Annotated in this window: 15 protein-coding genes; 7 read left to right on the top strand and 8 right to left on the bottom strand. The window is 71.6% G+C overall.

The window, feature by feature from the left end:
* Positions 1–112: 112 nt before the first annotated feature.
* From WAE60_RS04535 to ybaL, 6 genes are all read right to left on the bottom strand, one after another.
* Positions 113–454 (bottom strand): endonuclease domain-containing protein, encoded by a 342-nt coding sequence (locus WAE60_RS04535; protein WP_337685207.1) that lies wholly within the window; start codon positions 452–454, stop codon positions 113–115.
* A 145-nt stretch (positions 455–599) separates the two neighbouring features.
* Complete coding sequence (locus WAE60_RS04530) at positions 600–1088, bottom strand: copper chaperone PCu(A)C (protein WP_337685206.1); 489 nt, start codon at positions 1086–1088, stop codon at positions 600–602.
* A 15-nt stretch (positions 1089–1103) separates the two neighbouring features.
* Entirely contained in the window at positions 1104–1625 is a 522-nt protein-coding gene (locus WAE60_RS04525) for a YcnI family protein (RefSeq protein WP_337685205.1), read from the bottom strand.
* 14 nt (positions 1626–1639) lie between these two features.
* The gene (locus WAE60_RS04520) at positions 1640–3697 is read right to left on the bottom strand and encodes a TonB-dependent receptor (protein ID WP_337685204.1); all 2058 of its coding nucleotides are present in this window, start codon (positions 3695–3697) and stop codon (positions 1640–1642) included.
* An 80-nt stretch (positions 3698–3777) separates the two neighbouring features.
* Positions 3778–4191 carry a DUF2946 family protein gene (locus tag WAE60_RS04515; protein ID WP_337685203.1) on the bottom strand — a complete coding sequence of 138 codons (414 nt, stop codon included), beginning with the start codon at positions 4189–4191 and terminating at the stop codon, positions 3778–3780.
* Between the two features lie 138 nt (positions 4192–4329).
* On the bottom strand, positions 4330–5979 hold the full coding sequence (gene ybaL, locus WAE60_RS04510; protein WP_337685202.1) for a YbaL family putative K(+) efflux transporter: 1650 nt from the start codon (positions 5977–5979) through the stop codon (positions 4330–4332).
* Positions 5980–6050: 71 nt separating this feature from the next.
* Between ybaL and WAE60_RS04505 the strand changes: the two genes are divergently transcribed.
* Together WAE60_RS04505 and WAE60_RS04500 are read left to right on the top strand one after the other, a co-directional pair.
* Positions 6051–6299, top strand: coding sequence for a helix-turn-helix transcriptional regulator (locus tag WAE60_RS04505; RefSeq protein ID WP_029908985.1), 249 nt, complete (start codon positions 6051–6053; stop codon positions 6297–6299).
* A gap of 27 nt (positions 6300–6326) precedes the next feature.
* Positions 6327–8111, top strand: coding sequence for a cation:proton antiporter (locus WAE60_RS04500; RefSeq protein WP_156035600.1), 1785 nt, complete (start codon positions 6327–6329; stop codon positions 8109–8111).
* Here the strand turns inward: WAE60_RS04500 and WAE60_RS04495 are convergent, their stop codons facing one another.
* Positions 8112–9512: a hypothetical protein gene (locus WAE60_RS04495; protein WP_337685201.1), complete on the bottom strand. Its 1401-nt coding sequence runs from the start codon at positions 9510–9512 to the stop codon at positions 8112–8114.
* Positions 9513–9516: 4 nt separating this feature from the next.
* On the bottom strand, positions 9517–10743 hold the full coding sequence (locus tag WAE60_RS04490) for an aminotransferase class I/II-fold pyridoxal phosphate-dependent enzyme (RefSeq protein WP_337685200.1): 1227 nt from the start codon (positions 10741–10743) through the stop codon (positions 9517–9519).
* A gap of 143 nt (positions 10744–10886) precedes the next feature.
* Between WAE60_RS04490 and WAE60_RS04485 the strand changes: the two genes are divergently transcribed.
* The 5 genes from WAE60_RS04485 to WAE60_RS04465 are packed head-to-tail and all read left to right on the top strand — an operon-like array spanning position 10887 to position 15307.
* Complete coding sequence (locus WAE60_RS04485; RefSeq protein ID WP_337685199.1) at positions 10887–11513, top strand: TetR/AcrR family transcriptional regulator; 627 nt, start codon at positions 10887–10889, stop codon at positions 11511–11513.
* Between the two features lie 53 nt (positions 11514–11566).
* On the top strand, positions 11567–12211 hold the full coding sequence (locus WAE60_RS04480; RefSeq protein WP_029908975.1) for a TetR/AcrR family transcriptional regulator: 645 nt from the start codon (positions 11567–11569) through the stop codon (positions 12209–12211).
* Positions 12208–13194 carry an HlyD family efflux transporter periplasmic adaptor subunit gene (locus WAE60_RS04475; protein ID WP_337685198.1) on the top strand — a complete coding sequence of 329 codons (987 nt, stop codon included), beginning with the start codon at positions 12208–12210 and terminating at the stop codon, positions 13192–13194. The genes WAE60_RS04480 and WAE60_RS04475 overlap by 4 nt, the downstream gene beginning before the upstream one ends.
* The gene (locus WAE60_RS04470) at positions 13191–14150 is read left to right on the top strand and encodes an ABC transporter ATP-binding protein (RefSeq protein WP_337685197.1); all 960 of its coding nucleotides are present in this window, start codon (positions 13191–13193) and stop codon (positions 14148–14150) included. The genes WAE60_RS04475 and WAE60_RS04470 overlap by 4 nt, the downstream gene beginning before the upstream one ends.
* Positions 14147–15307 carry an ABC transporter permease gene (locus tag WAE60_RS04465; protein WP_337685196.1) on the top strand — a complete coding sequence of 387 codons (1161 nt, stop codon included), beginning with the start codon at positions 14147–14149 and terminating at the stop codon, positions 15305–15307. Before WAE60_RS04470 ends, WAE60_RS04465 begins: the two co-directional genes overlap by 4 nt.
* Positions 15308–15457: the final 150 nt, after the last annotated feature.

The following is a 15457-nucleotide window of genomic DNA, read 5'->3' as shown; positions in this document are numbered from 1 at the left end:
GGGCGTTTCGTCCCTTACATTTTTGTCATGTTTGGGTTTCCCCCTCTCTTAGCACCCTCTCTCTTTGAGAGAGGGAGGGGCCCGCCGCCGCAGGCGGTGGGAGGGTGAGTGGTTACACCCTGTCCGAACGAAGCACGGCCAGGATGTCGTCGCCCACGGCGCCGGGATCGGTCAGGACCCGATCGTTGGGAAACCGCAGGACCATGTATCCGAACAACTCCAGCACCTGCGTGCGACGCTGGTCATAGTCCTCGCGCCCGTCATGAGCCGGGCCGTCCAGCTCGACGATCAGCTTGCCCGCCTCGCAGACGAAGTCGGCGAAGTAGCGGTCTATGGGAAACTGCCGCACGAACTTGAAGCCGCCCAGCTGGCGGTTGCGCACCAGCTTCCAGACCGCCTTCTCGGCCGGGGTCTGGCTCCGGCGAAGGCGGCGGGCGTTGGCGGTCGCATCCATGGGACAAGCTTGAGCTCGCCCTTCGAGACCGCGCAACGGAAGGAATCGGGATTTTCCGGCCGACGGTGAAACCACTCACCCTCCCACCGCCTGCGGCGGCGCGCCCCTCCCTCTCTCTAAGAGAGAGGGATTCCATAGGGCCCCCTCAGTGACCCATGTGCATCCCGGCCATCGGGTCGGCCTTGGGCGGGCCGGCTTCCACCGACAGGTCGATGCGCATCTTGCGGCCGTCGGCGAACACCAGGGTCAGGGGCGTCTTGCCGCCCAGGGTCTGGGCGCTCTTCAGGCCCATCAGCATCAGGTGATAGCCGCCGGGCGCGAACTCGAGCTTGGCGCCGGGGGCGATGGTCAGGCCGCCGGTGACGGCCCGCATCGAGGAGACGCCGCCCGCCATGCTGGACTGGTGGATCGTGGCCGAGCGGGCGGCGGGGGTCTCGACCGCCATCAGCTTGACCGGCTTGGCGCCGACATTGGCCACGGTCAGGTAGCCGACGCCGTTCATGCCGGCCTGGGCGGGGCGGGTCCACGGGCGGCGGACCTCGATCCCGCCGGTGCGGTAGTCGCCGGCGAAGGCGGGGGCGACGAGGGCGGGAACGGCGACGGCGGCGAGGGCCGCGAGGGCGAAACGGTTCATGGCTCTAACTCTGCACTAGTGCTTCATGCCCGGCATGTCGGGCATGGCGGGCGCCTGGTCGGTGGCGGCGGGGGTCAGGCGCACGGTCGGCGCCGGGCGGGTCAGCTTTTCGCCGGGACGTTCGGGATCGGGGATCTCGGTCCACTGGCTCTCGCCCTTCTCGCAGGTCTGGATCGTCGGGAAGACCAGCGAGCCGGGCTGAGCCGGGAGCTTCATCAAAAGGGCGAAGTCGTCGAACTGGTCGTCGGGCAGGCGGCCGGTCCAGGTGACGGCCGTGACCTTGTCGCCGTCCTTCTCGACGGCGATCGTCCAGCCCGGCTTGGGCTGGGGCCGGGCCGAGGCGACGGCGTCGGGCACCTCGACCCGCACCTTCAGCGTGGCGTCGCCGGCCGCGCAGGCGTGGCCCACGCGGAAGGCGACGGCGGAATAGGAGCCGGCCTTGGCCTCGCCCGGCGCGGCCACGACGTGGGCCAGGGCGAGCGAGGGGGCGGCGGCGCCGGCCGCCAGGGCCAGCAGGGCGATGATCGGAGCTTTCATGACGTCCTCCTCCCTCAGAAGTTCACGGTGACGCCGCCGAACACCGACCGGCCGTCGCCCGGCCATAGGGTGGCGGTCGCGGCAGTCCAGGTCAGGGCGGCCTGGGTGTTGGACACGTAGGCCTTGTCGGCCAGGTTCCGCGCGTCGAGGAACAGCGAGACCGAGGACGTAACCTTCCAGCCGGCGTTCAGGTTCAGGATCGCGTAGCTCGGCGCCCGCCTGGTGTTGGCGTAGTCGATCCACTGGTCGGCGGCCGACCACTCGACCGAGGGGGCCACGAACCAGCCGCGCGGGTCGTCGTAGCGGACCTCCGAGCGGTAGAAGGTCTCGGGCACGATCGGCAGGCGGTTGTCGCCGTACTGGGCGTCGCCGTCGAAGCGGAAGTCGGACCAGGTCCAGGTCTGGCGCAGGCGCCAGCGCGGGGCCACGGCCCAGTCCAGCGCCGCCTCGATCCCCTGGTGGATCGTCCTGTCGGCGTTGAAGGTCGAGGCCGGGATCGACGCGTTGACCGTGTACTGCAGCATCTCCTTCTTCAGGCGCGCGCGGTAGGCGGTGACGTCGTAGGTGAACGGGCCCTTGTGGCCGCGCGCGCCGATCTCGCCGGTCCAGGCGTCCTGGGCCTCGACCGGGGCGAAGCCGGTGTTGGTCGGCGACATCGAGCCCAGGTTCGGCGGCTCGACCGAGCGGGTGAGGTTGGCGAAGACCTGGTCGCCGGCCTCGTCCTGCCACAGCAGGCCGATGCGGGGCGCGATCCAGTCGTAGATCTTGTCGGCCTTGAGGTTGAAGGTGGTCGGGACGCCCGGCACGGCGAAGCTGGTGTAGTCGCGGCCCGCCTGGCCCCAGGTGGCGCCGGCCACCACGGCCAGGCGGTCGGTCACGAACAGCCGGCCCTCGCCGAAGACGTCGACCGCGTCGGCGTTCTGCAGGGTGCGCGAGGTCGGCGCGCCGCGCGCGCCCCGGACGTTGACGTAGAAGTTGGAGTCCATGTCGCCGGTCCGGTACCAGGCGCCGAAGAAGGCGTCGGCCTTCTTGCCGCCCAGCTCGCCGTCCCAGTCGAACCGGCCGAAGGCGCCGTAGTTGCGGCTCTGCTGGTCGATGACCTGGAAGATCGGATGGTCCAGGTCCTTCCACACCGCATAGAGCGCGCCCTGGAAGACGAGGCCGTCGTTCAGCCGCCAGGTGGTGCGCAGCGAGCCCCGCACGCCGCGCTGGTTGCGGCCCTGGTCGCCGTTGGCGTTGGCGACGGCGGTCTGGTGCGGATCGGCCTGGAACTGGGCCAGGGTCAGGGCGCCGGGGATCTCCTGGTTGATGTTGGAGCCGTTGACGATGAAGCGGACCTCGCGGTCCTGGCCGAACGACCGGCCGACGTTCAGGGACCCGAACTGGATGTTCTGCTGGCTCTGCGAGCGCCAGCCCTGGCCGGTCTGGTTGGTGGCGGCGGCGTAGACGTCCCAGTCGCCGCTTTGGCGGGCGATGGCGACGCGCTCGCGCAGCAGGCCGAACGAGCCGCCGTCGACGCGGACCTGGTTCTCGAAGCCGGCGTCCTTGCCGGTGGGCGTGACCATGTTGATCGCCCCGCCCAGCAAGGCGCCGCCGAAGCGCAGGGCGTTGCCGCCGCGATAGACCTCGACATAGCGGGTGTTCAGCGGGTCGGCGATCTGGCTGTCGCCGTAGCCGTCGGCCTCGTTCAGCGGCACGCCGTCCTGGGCCAGCAGCAGGCCGCGGTTGTGGTTGGCGTTGCCGATGCCCGAACCGCGGATCGAGATCCGCACGTCGCCGCCCCACTTGCGCTGGGCGTAGACGCCGGGGGCGTCGCGCAGCATGTCGTCCAGGGCCAGGGCCTGGCGGTCGATGAAGGCCTCCTGCGAGATCACCGACACCCCGCCGGGGGTCTCCGACAGGCGCCGGCGGGCGGCGGCCACGACGGGCGGGTCCTCGGGATTGGCGCGGGCGGTGACGATCACCGAGTCGACGGCGGTGCGCTGGTCGACGTCGCTTTCGGCGGCGTGCGCCGACAGGGGAAGGCAGAGGGCGGCGCCGGCCAGGAGGGCCAGGCGGAAGGAGGGCGGCATGGGGTGTCCCGAGGTCTGAAGGCGTGACGACGCGCGTCGTCGGCGTTCGGCCGTGGACGCGCGCAACGAGGGTCAGGCGATCAGGCGGTGGGCGGACCTTGTCCCGGCGGGCGCGGGGGCGCGCGGGCCAGGGCGACGCCGGTCAGGGCGGCGTCGGGGGCGGGCGCGACGTGGACGCCGTAGAGCACCGGCGCGACGGCGACGTCGGGCGGGGTGGTCGTGGCCAGGGCCACGGCCAGGCACTGGGCGCAGGGCAGGCCGGCGAACCCCCCTTTTGAATCTGGGGCGGGGTCCTTCTTGCCGATCACGTCTCCGGCGACCTGCTCGACCTTGGCGCCGTCGGCGGTGCAGATCATCACCGACTGGCCGGCCGCGTCGTGGGCCATGGCGGCCGCGGGCATCAGGGCCTGGACGAGCAGGGCCAGCATCGCCAGCAGGGCGATGGGCCAGGTCGTCCGGGACTTGTCCCAGGATTGGGCTCGGCGGGGGCTCATGGTGAGATCGCCAGTAGGGGCTGGCGCGGCTTTGGTCAATGCGACGCGATCCCCTAAGGGGGGCGGGGACATGCCCTCGGGCGTGTCCCCAAGTCCGGGCGCTGGGTGGGGACACGCCCAGGGGCATGTCCCCGGGCCTCAGTGCACCGAAGCCGGGGGCGGGGCCTTCCTCGGGGCCAACGCAAGCATCCCCCGGGCGATCTCCTGCTCGCCGATCAGGGCGTGGGTGGCGCCCATCTGGGTCAGCAGGTCGACGTCGTTGTCGGTATAGGCGCGGGCGATGATCTTGACCGCCGGGCTGGCGGCGCGGGCCTGTTCGATGATCCTGGCGGCCTCGAACGGGCTGGGCACGGCGACGAACAGGTGGGTGGCCTCGGCCAGGCCGGCCTGCAGCAGCACCTCCGGCCGCACGGCGTTGCCCTGGATGACCTCGAAGCCGGCCTCGCGCAGCTCGTCGGCCCGCTCGCCCTCGTCCTCGATCACCACCAGCGGCATGCGGCCCTTCAGCCCCTCGGCCACGGCCTTGCCCACCCGGCCGTAGCCGACCAGCACCCCGTGCGGCTGGGCCGCGACGGCGGGGGCGACCACTCCGGCGCGCTTCTCCAGCTTGACCAGCACCTTGTCGAGGATGGCGAACAGCAGCGGGTTCAGCAGGATCGACAGGATGGCCCCGGCCAGGATCAGGTCCTGGCCCTCCTTGGGCAGCAGCTTCAGCGACACGCCCAGGCCCGCCAGGATGAACGAGAACTCGCCGATCTGGGCCAGGCTGGCCGAGATGGTCAGGGCCACGCTGGTGGGGCGCTTGAAGAAGACGACGATCAGATAGGCCGCCACCGACTTGCCGACCACGATGATGGCCAGGGTCGCCAGCACGGCCAGGGGCTCGCGCAGCACCACCGACCAGTTGAACAGCATGCCGATCGACACGAAGAACAGCACGGCGAAGGCGTCGCGCAGCGGCAGGGTCTCGTTGGCGGCCTGCTGGGAGAGCTCGCTCTCGGCCATGATCATGCCGGCGAAGAAGGCCCCCAGGGCGAACGACACGCCGAACAGGGCCGCCGAGCCGAAGGCCACGCCCAGGGCGATGGCCAGCACCGCCAGGCGGAACAGCTCGCGCGAGCCGGTGTGGGCGATGCGGTGCAGGATCCAGGGGATCACCCGCCGGCCGACGATCAGCATGAAGGCGACGAAGGCGGCGACCTTGCCCAGGGTCATGGCGAAGGCGCCCAGCACGCCGCCGGGGCCGGGGGGCGGGGCCTCGCCGCCCAGGATCCCCGACAGGGCCGGCAGCAGCACCAGGGCCAGCACCATGGCCAGGTCCTCGACGATCAGCCAGCCGACGGCGATGCGGCCGCGGTCGGTCTCGATCAGCCGCCGCTCCTGCAGGGCCCGCAGCAGCACCACGGTCGAGGCCACCGACAGGGCCAGGCCGAAGACGATCCCCGCCCCCAGGGTCCAGCCCAGCAGGTGGGCCAGGCCGACGCCCATCAGGGTGGCCGCCAGGATCTGCACGACCGCGCCGGGGATGGCGATCTTGCGCACCGCCATCAGGTCCTTGACCGAGAAGTGCAGTCCCACGCCGAACATCAGCAGGATCACCCCGATCTCGGCCAGCTGCGGCGCCAGCTCGGTGTCGGCCACATAGCCGGGGGTGAACGGTCCGACGACCACGCCCGCCACCAGGTAGCCGACCAGCACGGGCAGCTTGAAGCGGTTGGCGATGGCGCCGAACACGAAGGCGAGGCCGAGGCCCGCGCAGATGGTGGCGATCAGGGACGTGTGATGCAAAGGCGCTCCTTGACGGTCAACATTTTCGGGCGTACTCAACCAATATGGGTGACTAAGCCCGGGAGCGCCAGATGCCCCACGCAAAAATTCTCCTGCCGGCCCAATGCCGCGGCGCGCGCGGCCTGCTGGGCTGGTCGCAGGGCGACCTGGCCGACCGGGCCGGCGTCTCGCGCAGCACGGTCAAGGACTTCGAGACCGAGCGCCACGCCCTGCACCATAGCACCGAACGCCTGCTGATCGACGCGCTGGAAACCGGCGGCGTCGCGCTGATCCCGCCCGATGACGCCGGCGCGGGCGTCAGACTGAAACTCGCCAGCTAGGAACCGACCAAGAGGGGGCCCCACCACGTGAACCACGCGATGTCGCCGGCGGACTACAAGGACCTGGTGCTGTTCCTGGCCACGGCGGGCATCGTCGCGCCGCTGTTCAAGCGGCTGAAGCTGAACCCCATCCTGGGCTTCCTGATCGCCGGGGTCATCCTGGGGCCGTTCGGCCTGGGGGCCCTGAGCCACAGCTTCCCGTGGCTGGACTACGTCACCGTCGACAACCCGCAGGAGATCGGCCAGCTGGCCGAGTTCGGGGTGGTGTTCCTGCTGTTCATGATCGGGCTGGAGCTGTCGTGGGAGCGGCTGCGGCTGATGCGCAAGCTGGTCTTCGGCCTGGGCGCCCTGCAGATGATCGGCTGCTCCCTGGCCCTGGGCGGCATCGCCATGGCCCTGGGCCAGCAGCCGGTGGCCGCCCTCGCCATCGGGGCGGCCCTGACCCTGTCGTCCACCGCCATCGCCGTGCCGGTGCTGGTCGAGCGCAAGCGCCTGCATTCCGAGGGCGGACGGGCGACCTTCTCGGTGCTGCTGTTCCAGGACCTGGCGGTGGCCCCGATCCTGATCACCCTGGCCGTGCTGGGCCGGGGCGACGGCGCGCTGAGCCTGGGCGACCTGCTGGCCCTGGGCCCGGCGGCGATCGGCCTGGGGGTGATCGTGCTGTTCGGCCGCCTGGCCCTGCGGCCGATGATGCGCTCGGTCGCCAAGGCCAAGAGCGAAGAGATGTTCATGGCCGCCTGCCTGCTGGTGATCATCGGGGCGGGGCTGGTGGCGTCGCTGTCGGGCCTGTCGATGGCCCTGGGCGCCTTCGTGGCCGGCATCCTGCTGGCCGAGACCGAGTACCGCCACGAGGTCGAGGTCAAGATCGAGCCGTTCAAGGGCCTGCTGCTCAGCCTGTTCTTCGTGTCGCTGGGCATCCGCCTGGACCTGTCGCTGCTGGTCGCCTCGCCGGTCTTCGTGCTGGCGGTCGCCGCCGGGCTGATCGGGGTCAAGGGCGTGATGGTCATGGGGCTGGGCCGGCTGATGGGCCTGTCCAGCCGCGCGGCGATCGAGGCGGCCCTGACCCTGGCGGCCGGCGGCGAGTTCGCCTTCGTGATCCTGGACAACGCCATGGGCGCCAGCGTGGTCTCCGACCAGGTCGGCCAGGCCGTGCTGGTGGCCGCCACCCTGACCATGTTCCTGATCCCGCTGCTGGCGGGGATCGGCGGGCGCCTGGCCAAGCGCGCGGCGGCCCCGGTCAGCGAGGCGCCCGAGGTCCCCGAGCACCAGGGCGAGGAGCCCGAGGGCCGGGTCCTGGTGGTGGGCTACGGCCGCGTCGGCCGCCTGGTGGGCGACATGCTGGACCGCCACGACCTGCCCTGGATCGCCATCGACCGCGACCCCGGCTTCGTCCAGCAGGGCCGCCGCAACGGCCACCGCGTCTATTTCGGCGACGCCTCGCGGGTCGAGCTGCTGGAGCGCTGCGGCCTGGACTACGCCCGGGCCGTGGTGGTGACCATGGATTCGCCGGAAGCGGCCGAGGCGGTGGTGGCCGCCGCGCGCGGCCATCGCCCCGACCTGACCATCGTCGCCCGGGCCCGCGACGCCCGCCACGCCGCCCGCCTCTACGAGCTGGGCGCCACCGACGCCGTGCCCGAGACCATCGAGGCCTCGCTCCAGCTGTCCGAAGCCGTGCTGGTCGACATCGGCGTGCCCATGGGCCTGGTCATCGCCTCGATCCACGAGCGCCGCGACGAATACCGCAAGGTGCTGAACCGCCCGGACGCCCTGGGCGGCCGCCGCAAGCGGCTGCGCGACGCGGGGCGGAGCTAGCTAGAGCGGCTTGGCGCAGGCCGGCCGGGCCACGGCCTCGTCCAGCTGGGTCAGCAGCGGGCCCGACATCGGATAATGGGTCGGCTCCGGGCTGAAGGTGACGCGGGCCTCGCGGAAGGCGGCGCAGGCCTCGGCTCCGCGGCCCAGGGCGTCGAGGGCCAGGCCCTTCTCCAGCAAGCCTTCGGCGACGAAGATCTGACCGACGCCGGGCATGAGGTCGGGCCCGGGCGCGCGCAGCAGGGGCAGCGCGCCTTCGAGGGTCGCCATGGCCTCGGCCGGTCGGCGCGCCAGCCGTTGGGCCTCGGCCACCCGGACCAGGTCGCGGCCTCCATAGGGGCGGCCCTCCGCCCGGGCGGCCTGGGCCCGGAAGTCGGCGACGAAGCGCAGGAAGGGCAGGGCCGCGTCCGGCGCGCCGACCTTGACCAGATTCGCGCCGATCTGGCGGAAGGCGTCGGCCGTGGAGCCCGCCGTCGGATCGCCGGCCCAGCGACCCGTCGCGATCTGCCCGTCCAGGCCGCTGCCCGGCGGGGCGAAGACCTCGCCGTCGATCAGGGCGGAAGCCTTGGTCGCGGCGTCCGTCGTTCCGGCCCGATCGCCCGCGTCCGCGAGGGCGCGCGCCTGCGAGACGTAGAGGGTCATCAACGCCGCGCTCAAGGACTGCTCGTCGAAGCGGTCGAGCGGACGGGCGCGCAGCGCCTCGACGATCACGGCCGCGCGGCCGTAGGCGTCCGCGGCGGCGCGGGCCTGCCCCAGGCGTTCCAGCGGATAGCCCTGCTGGCTGATGATCCGCGCCAGGCCCATCTGGCTTTCCCGACTGGGATCGGCGGCCGCCACCGCGCGCCAGTACGCCTCGCCCTTGGCCAGCAACGGCAGGGTCGCCCGCTGATCGGCGTCGCCTCCGAGCTCGCGGCCGAGGTCATCGTAGAGCTCGGCCAGGATGCGCTGGTCCGAGAACCCGGGCCGGACGTCCGGACGGACCAGGGCCAGGGCCCCGGCCTCGTCGCCACGACGAAGGCGCAGGCGCGCCAGGGTCTTGCGCGACCCTTTGGACGGCGCGGTCGCCAACGCTTCGCGTGCGATCGCCTCGGCGGCGTCGAGGTCGCCGGTCGCCGCCAGGAAATGCTGTAGGAACATCAAGGCGCGGGGCCTCTCGGCCGCGTCGCCGCATCGGCGGGCCACTTCGTTGGAGACGGCGGCGGGGCTGAACGGGATCGGATTGTAGCCGTCCAGGAAGAGCGCCCAGGCACGGTAGGCCGCGACGCCGGACCGCTCGCCCAGCGACCCGTCCAACCGCGCGGCGTAGCCGGCGCAGCGGGCGGCCTCGCCGTCGTCCCGGGCCGACGCGGGACCGACGAAGGCGAGACTGGCCAGGGCGGCGGCGAGGATCGGGAAGGCGCGCATAAGGTCAAGCTAGACCAAGCGCCACCCTCGGTCGAGCGTTGGGCAGGACGCCGTGGGCCTGGGCCAGGCTGATCAGTCGCGCGCTCAGGCCGTCGATCTGGGCGGACGAATGTCCGGCCGAGATCGCGCAGCGCAGCAGGCTTTCGCCCGAAGGCGTGGCGGGCGGCAGGCCGATGTTCACGTAGTAGCCGGCGTCGAGCAGGGCGCGCCACATCGACAGGGTCGCGGCCTCGGACTCCAGGCGCACGGCGACGATGGGGCTGGGCGCGGCGCCCAGCTGGAAGCCGGCGGCGCTCAGCGCGTCGTGGAAGCGGTGGATGTTGCTCCAGAGTTTCTCGCGCAGCTCCGGCCGCGCCTGGACCGCGGCCAGGGCGGCGCGGGTCGAGGCGACCGTGGCCGGCGGCAGCGAGGCGGTGAACATGTAGGGCCGGCAGGCCAGCCGCAGGATCTCGAACTGGTCGTGGTTGGAAACGCAGTAGCCGCCGACGGCGCCCAGGCTCTTGGAGAAGGTGCCGACGATGAAGTCCACCTGGTCCAGCACGCCCTCCCGTTCGGCCAGGCCGCAGCCGCGCGCGCCCAGCACGCCCATCGAATGGGCCTCGTCCACCAAGAGGTAGGCGCCGTGCCGGCGGCAGACCTCGACGATCGCCTTCAGGGGCGCGATGTCGCCCAGCATCGAATAGATGCCCTCGACCACCACCAGCTTGAAGCCCGGCTCGCCGGCCAGGCGGCGCAGGCGGGCGTCCAGGCTGTCGGGATCGTTGTGCTTGAAGCGGATGGCGCCGGCCTGGGTCTGCTTGCAGGCGTCGTAGATCGAGGCGTGGCTGTCGGCGTCCAGCAGCAGGAAGTCGCCCGCGCCGACCAGGGTCGAGATGACCCCCAGGTTGGCCTGGTAGCCGGTCGAGAAGATCATGGCGTGGCGCATGCCGTGGAAGGCGGCCAGCTCGCGCTCCAGGGCGACGTGGTCCGAGAACGAGCCGTTGGCGATCCGCGAGCCGCAGGTGCCGGTGCCCTCGCGCCGCACCGCCGCGACCGCCGCCTCGATGCAGGCCTCGTCGAAGGCCAGGCCCAGATAGTTGTGCGTGCCGGCCGTGACCACCCGACGGCCGTCGATGATCGCCTCGCTGGCCGACAGCAGCCGCTCCATCACCACGCCCGTGGGCATGCGGCCGGCGGCGCGCGCGGCCTGATAGCGGGCGGCCAGGCCGGCGTGGGTGTCGAAGATTCCCAAGGACGTGCTTCCCGAAATCGGCGTCCCAGGGATCGCCGTATGGTTCCGTTTGTTGAAAATTGGAATACAATCCAAAAATGGCCACGGCAATGAAAATGGAACCCAATCCACATTTGGGCCCCAATCCACATCTGGGCCTCGCCTTGCGCGCGCGGGGCAAGGCCCGCCGCTGCGCCAAGATCATCGCCGCCGCCTGCGACCTGTGGCGCGAGCACGGGATCGACAAGGTCCCGCTGAGCCAGATCGCGGCCGCGGCCGAGGTCTCGCCCCAGACCATCTACAACCTGATCGGCGGGCTGGACGCGATCGCCCTGGCCGTCATGAACGTGGCGCTGGACAAGGTGGAGGCGGCGCTGTCGGGCACGGTCGCCACCGGCGTCGACCTGGCGCTGGAGGCCGGGCGGGTCTCGGCGCGGATGTATGTCGACGACGCGCGCCTCTATCGGCAGGTCCTGGTCCGCATTCCCCGCGTGTTGTTCGAGGGCACGCATCTGGGGCGCGACGCGGCCGAGATCGCCGTCCTGGCCATGGTCCAGGCCCAGGCCGCCGGCCAGGTGTCGGGCGCCGTCGATCCGGACCGGCTGGGGCGGGCGATCTACTCCAACTATCTGGGCGCGATCTACGACTGGGCGTGCGGCGACGCCAGCGACGCGGCCTTCCTGGCGACCAGCGAGATCGGCGTCCTGGCCCCGGTGGCGGCCTGCGCCACGGACGCGGCCCGGCCGGCCCTGACCGCGCGGCTTTTCGAGTGTCTGGGGGAACGGTTGTGAGGCGTCCCGCTTTCATATATAACTGACGGGTCAGTTATATATCGAGGCCGCCCATGCAGCCCGGCCAACCCAAGTGGCGACGACGCAGCGAGGCCCGGCCCGGCGAGATCATCGCCGCGGCCCTGGCCGTGTTCGCCGAGAAGGGCTTCGCCGCCGCGCGGCTGGACGACATCGCCGCCCGGGCGGGGGTCTCCAAGGGCGCGCTCTATCTCTATTTCGAGACCAAGCAGGACCTGTTCCGGGCGGTGGTGCGCGAGACGATCGCCCCGAACCTCGAGGCCGTGGCCGGCTTCGTCGGCCAGAGCCAGATGCCGTTCGACCACCTGATCCGCCTGGTCTTCGCCCGCGTCGCCGAGGTGCTGACCGAAGGACGGCTGGGCGCGGTGGCCAAGATGGTGATCGGCGAGTCGCGGAACTTCCCGGAGCTGGCCAAGGTCTGGCACGAGGACGTGGTGTCGGTGATGCTGGGCGCCGTCGGCGGGGCCGTGGCCGCCGCCCAGGAACGGGGCGAGGTCAAGCCCGGCGATCCCCAGCTCTACGTGTTCAGCCTGGCCGGGCCGCTGCTTCTGGGCGTGCTGTGGCGCGAGGTGTTCGAGCCGGTCGGGGTCAAGCCGATCGACCTGAAGGCCCTGCTGGCCCAGCACGCCGACACCGTCCTGAAGGGCATGCTGGTCGAAACGGGGGAGGGGCGCGCATGAAGCCTCAGGTTCGCATCGTCCTGGCCGTCGTCGCGGTCGGGCTGGTCGGGTTCGTCGCCTGGCGGCTGTGGGGACCGGGCACGGCCCATCCCCGGCGGCTGTCGGGCTATGTCGAGGGCGAGACGCTTTATGTCGGGGCCTCGGCGGCCGGGCCGGTCAGCACCGTGTCGGTCCAGCGCGGCCAGCGGGTGGCCGCCGGCCAGCCGCTGTTCGCCCTGGACGCCGCCCAGCTGGTCGCCGCCCGCGACCAGGCCGCCTCGCAGGCGTCCGCCGCCGAGAGCCAGGCCCAGGACGCCGAGAAGGGCCAGCGGCCGGCCGAGCTGGCGGTCTACGACGCCCAGCGCGCCGCCGCCGCCGCCCAGCTGGCCCAGGCCCAGGCCGACTACGACCGCGTGGCGCCGCTCGCGGCCAAGGGCTTCTACGCCCAGGCCCGTCTCGACCAGGCCAGGGCGACGCTCCGCACCGCCCAGGCCAATGTCCGCACGGTGGAGCGCCAGCGCGAGGTCGGGACCCTGGGCGCGCGGCCCGACGCCGTCCGCGCCGCCCGCAGCCAGGCCGCCGCGGCCCGCGACCAGCTGGTCCTGGCCCAGGACCGCCTCGACCAGATCAGCCCCCGCGCCCCGACCGCGGCCCGGGTGCAGGACGTCTTCTACCAGCCCGGCGAATGGGTGGCGGCCAACCAGCCGGTGGTGGCCCTGCTGGCCGACGACCGGGTGCGGCTGCGGTTCTACGTGCCCCAGGCCGAGGTCGCGCTCTACCGCCCCGGGACCCGGATCGCCTTCGAATGCGACGGCTGCAAGAGCGGCCTCCAGGCCCGGATCAATTTCGTCAGCCCCCGGGCCGAATTCACTCCGCCGGTGATCTACAGCCGCGACGCCCGCGACCGGCTGGTGTTCCTGGTCGAGGCCCTGCCGGATCGTCCGACCGACCTGCCGCCCGGCCTGCCGGTCGACGTCGTGCCGCTCAAGGGCGCGGGCAAGTGAGCGCCGCCGCCGTCGCCAAGCCCATCGAGGGATCGGCCGGCGACCTGGCCGTCGACGTGCGCGGGCTGGACAAGTCGTACGGCGACAAGCACGTGGTCCAGGACCTGACCATCCAGGTCGGGGCGGGCAAGATCACCGGCTTCCTGGGCCCCAACGGCTCGGGCAAGACCACCACCCTGCGCATGCTGTGCGGCCTGCTGACCCCCGACGCGGGCGAGGGCACGGTGCTGGGCCTGGACTTCCGTCGCCACGCCGACGAGATCAAGCGCCAGACCGGCTACATGACCCAGAAGTTCTCGCTCTACGAGGACCTGTCGATCCGCGAGAACCTGGACTTCACCGCCCGCATCTACGGCCTGGACCGGCGGCGGGCGCGGGTGGACGAGGCGCTGGAGCGGCTGGGCCTGGCCAACCGCCAGAAGCAGCTGGCCGGCAGCCTCTCCGGCGGCTGGAAGCAGCGCCTGGCCCTGGCCGCCTGCGTGCTGCACGAGCCGCGCCTGCTGCTGCTGGACGAACCCACGGCCGGCGTCGACCCCCAGGCAAGGCGCGAGTTCTGGGACGAGATCCACGCCCTGTCGGCCGAGGGCCTGACCGTCATGGTCTCGACCCACTACATGGACGAGGCCGAGCGCTGCCACGACATCGCCTACATCGCCTACGGCAAGCTGATGGCGCGCGGGACCCTCGACGAGGTGATCGGCCAGTCGGGCCTGGTCACCTTCCGCGCCGAGGGGGCGGGCGCCGACCGCCTGGGCCGCGAGCTGTCCAAGGCGCCGGGCGTGGCCATGGCCGCGCCGTTCGGGGCCGCCCTGCACGTCAGCGGCCGGGACCGCGCGGCGCTGGAGGCCGCCATCGCCCCCTACCGCAAGCCGCCGTTCACCTGGAGCGAGGTCTCGCCCACCCTGGAGGACGTGTTCATCCAGCTGATGGCCGCCTCGCGGGACAACTTTCAATGAGCGCCCGGTCGTCCGATCCGGGGGCTCCAGACCGGGGCCTGTCCGCCAGCCGCATCCTGGCGGTGCTGACCAAGGAGTTCATCCAGCTCACCCGCGACCGGCTGACCTATGCGATGATCCTGGTCATGCCGATCGTCCAGCTGCTGCTGTTCGGCTACGCCATCAACAGCGACCCGCGCGACCTGCCCACGGCCGTGCTGGTGCAGGACCACGGGCCGATGGCGCGCTCGGCCCTCTCGGCCCTGGCGCACAACGGCTATTTCAAGATCGTCCACGAGGCCGCCTCGCCCGAGGAGCTGGACCGGGCCATCGCCCGGGGCGAGGTGCAGTTCGCCCTGACCATCCCCGCTGACTTCACCCGCCGCGTGGTGCGTGGCGACGACGCCCAGATCCTGGTCGAGGCCGACGCCTCCGATCCCGGGGCCACCGGCGGGGCGATCGCCGCCCTGGCCAACCTTCCGCGTACGGCGCTTTCCCGCGACCTGGTCGGCGCCGCCGCCAAGACGGGGGAGGACCCGTTCGAGGTGGTGATCCACCGGCGCTACAATCCCGAGGCCATCACCGCCTACAACATCGTGCCCGGCCTGCTGGGCGTGGTGCTGTCGATGACCCTGGTGATGATGACCTCGCTGGGCATGACCCGCGAATACGAGCGCGGCACCATGGAGAGCCTGCTGGCCACCCCGGCCCGGCCGATCGAGGTGATGATCGGCAAGCTGTCGCCCTATGTCGTGGTCGGGCTGATCCAGACGGTGGTGATCCTGGTCCTGGCGCGGGTGCTGTTCTCGGTGCCCATGAGCGGCGGCTGGGACGCCCTGGCCCTGGGCGTGGTGCTGTTCATCCTGGGCTCGCTGTCGCTGGGCTTCCTGATCTCGACCGTGGCCCGCAACCAGCTGCAGGCCGTGCAGATGTCGTTCTTCTACATCCTGCCCTCGATCCTGCTGTCGGGCTTCATGTTCCCCTTCCGGGGCATGCCGGGCTGGGCCCAGATGCTGGGGACCGTGATTCCCGTGACCCATTTCCTGCGGGTGGTGCGCGGCTCATTACTTAAAGGACTGGATGTTCACGACCTGTGGACTAGTCTTGTCGCCTTGGCGGTATTTGTCGTGGCGATCGCCGCGGCGGCCATGTCGCGTTATCGGCGCACCCTCGACTGAGGTACCCGGCGCCCGTGTGCGGGAACTGTGGAGTTCGTGCACGGCTGCGACGATTTTACGCGGCCGCGAGGTCCAAAACGTGCTCAAGGCCTTGCGCTGCGCGGATTCACGTGCGAACCGATATTATGCTGGCGCTTTTTCCGAGACAGT

Origin of the sequence: Caulobacter sp. CCG-8, from assembly GCF_037402475.1 — a bacterium.
Classification (GTDB): Bacteria; Pseudomonadota; Alphaproteobacteria; order Caulobacterales; family Caulobacteraceae; genus Caulobacter.
This window is presented reverse-complemented; position numbering and strand designations above follow the sequence as displayed.

Coding starts and splice junctions, on each gene's coding strand:
- WAE60_RS04535 (WP_337685207.1), bottom strand. CDS start 454: ATGGATGCGACCGCCAACGCCCGCCGCCTTCGCCGGAGCCAGACCCCG.
- WAE60_RS04530 (WP_337685206.1), bottom strand. CDS start 1,088: ATGAACCGTTTCGCCCTCGCGGCCCTCGCCGCCGTCGCCGTTCCCGCC.
- WAE60_RS04525 (WP_337685205.1), bottom strand. CDS start 1,625: ATGAAAGCTCCGATCATCGCCCTGCTGGCCCTGGCGGCCGGCGCCGCC.
- WAE60_RS04520 (WP_337685204.1), bottom strand. CDS start 3,697: ATGCCGCCCTCCTTCCGCCTGGCCCTCCTGGCCGGCGCCGCCCTCTGC.
- WAE60_RS04515 (WP_337685203.1), bottom strand. CDS start 4,191: ATGAGCCCCCGCCGAGCCCAATCCTGGGACAAGTCCCGGACGACCTGG.
- WAE60_RS04505 (WP_029908985.1), top strand. CDS start 6,051: ATGCCCCACGCAAAAATTCTCCTGCCGGCCCAATGCCGCGGCGCGCGC.
- WAE60_RS04495 (WP_337685201.1), bottom strand. CDS start 9,512: ATGCGCGCCTTCCCGATCCTCGCCGCCGCCCTGGCCAGTCTCGCCTTC.
- WAE60_RS04480 (WP_029908975.1), top strand. CDS start 11,567: ATGCAGCCCGGCCAACCCAAGTGGCGACGACGCAGCGAGGCCCGGCCC.
- WAE60_RS04475 (WP_337685198.1), top strand. CDS start 12,208: ATGAAGCCTCAGGTTCGCATCGTCCTGGCCGTCGTCGCGGTCGGGCTG.
- WAE60_RS04465 (WP_337685196.1), top strand. CDS start 14,147: ATGAGCGCCCGGTCGTCCGATCCGGGGGCTCCAGACCGGGGCCTGTCC.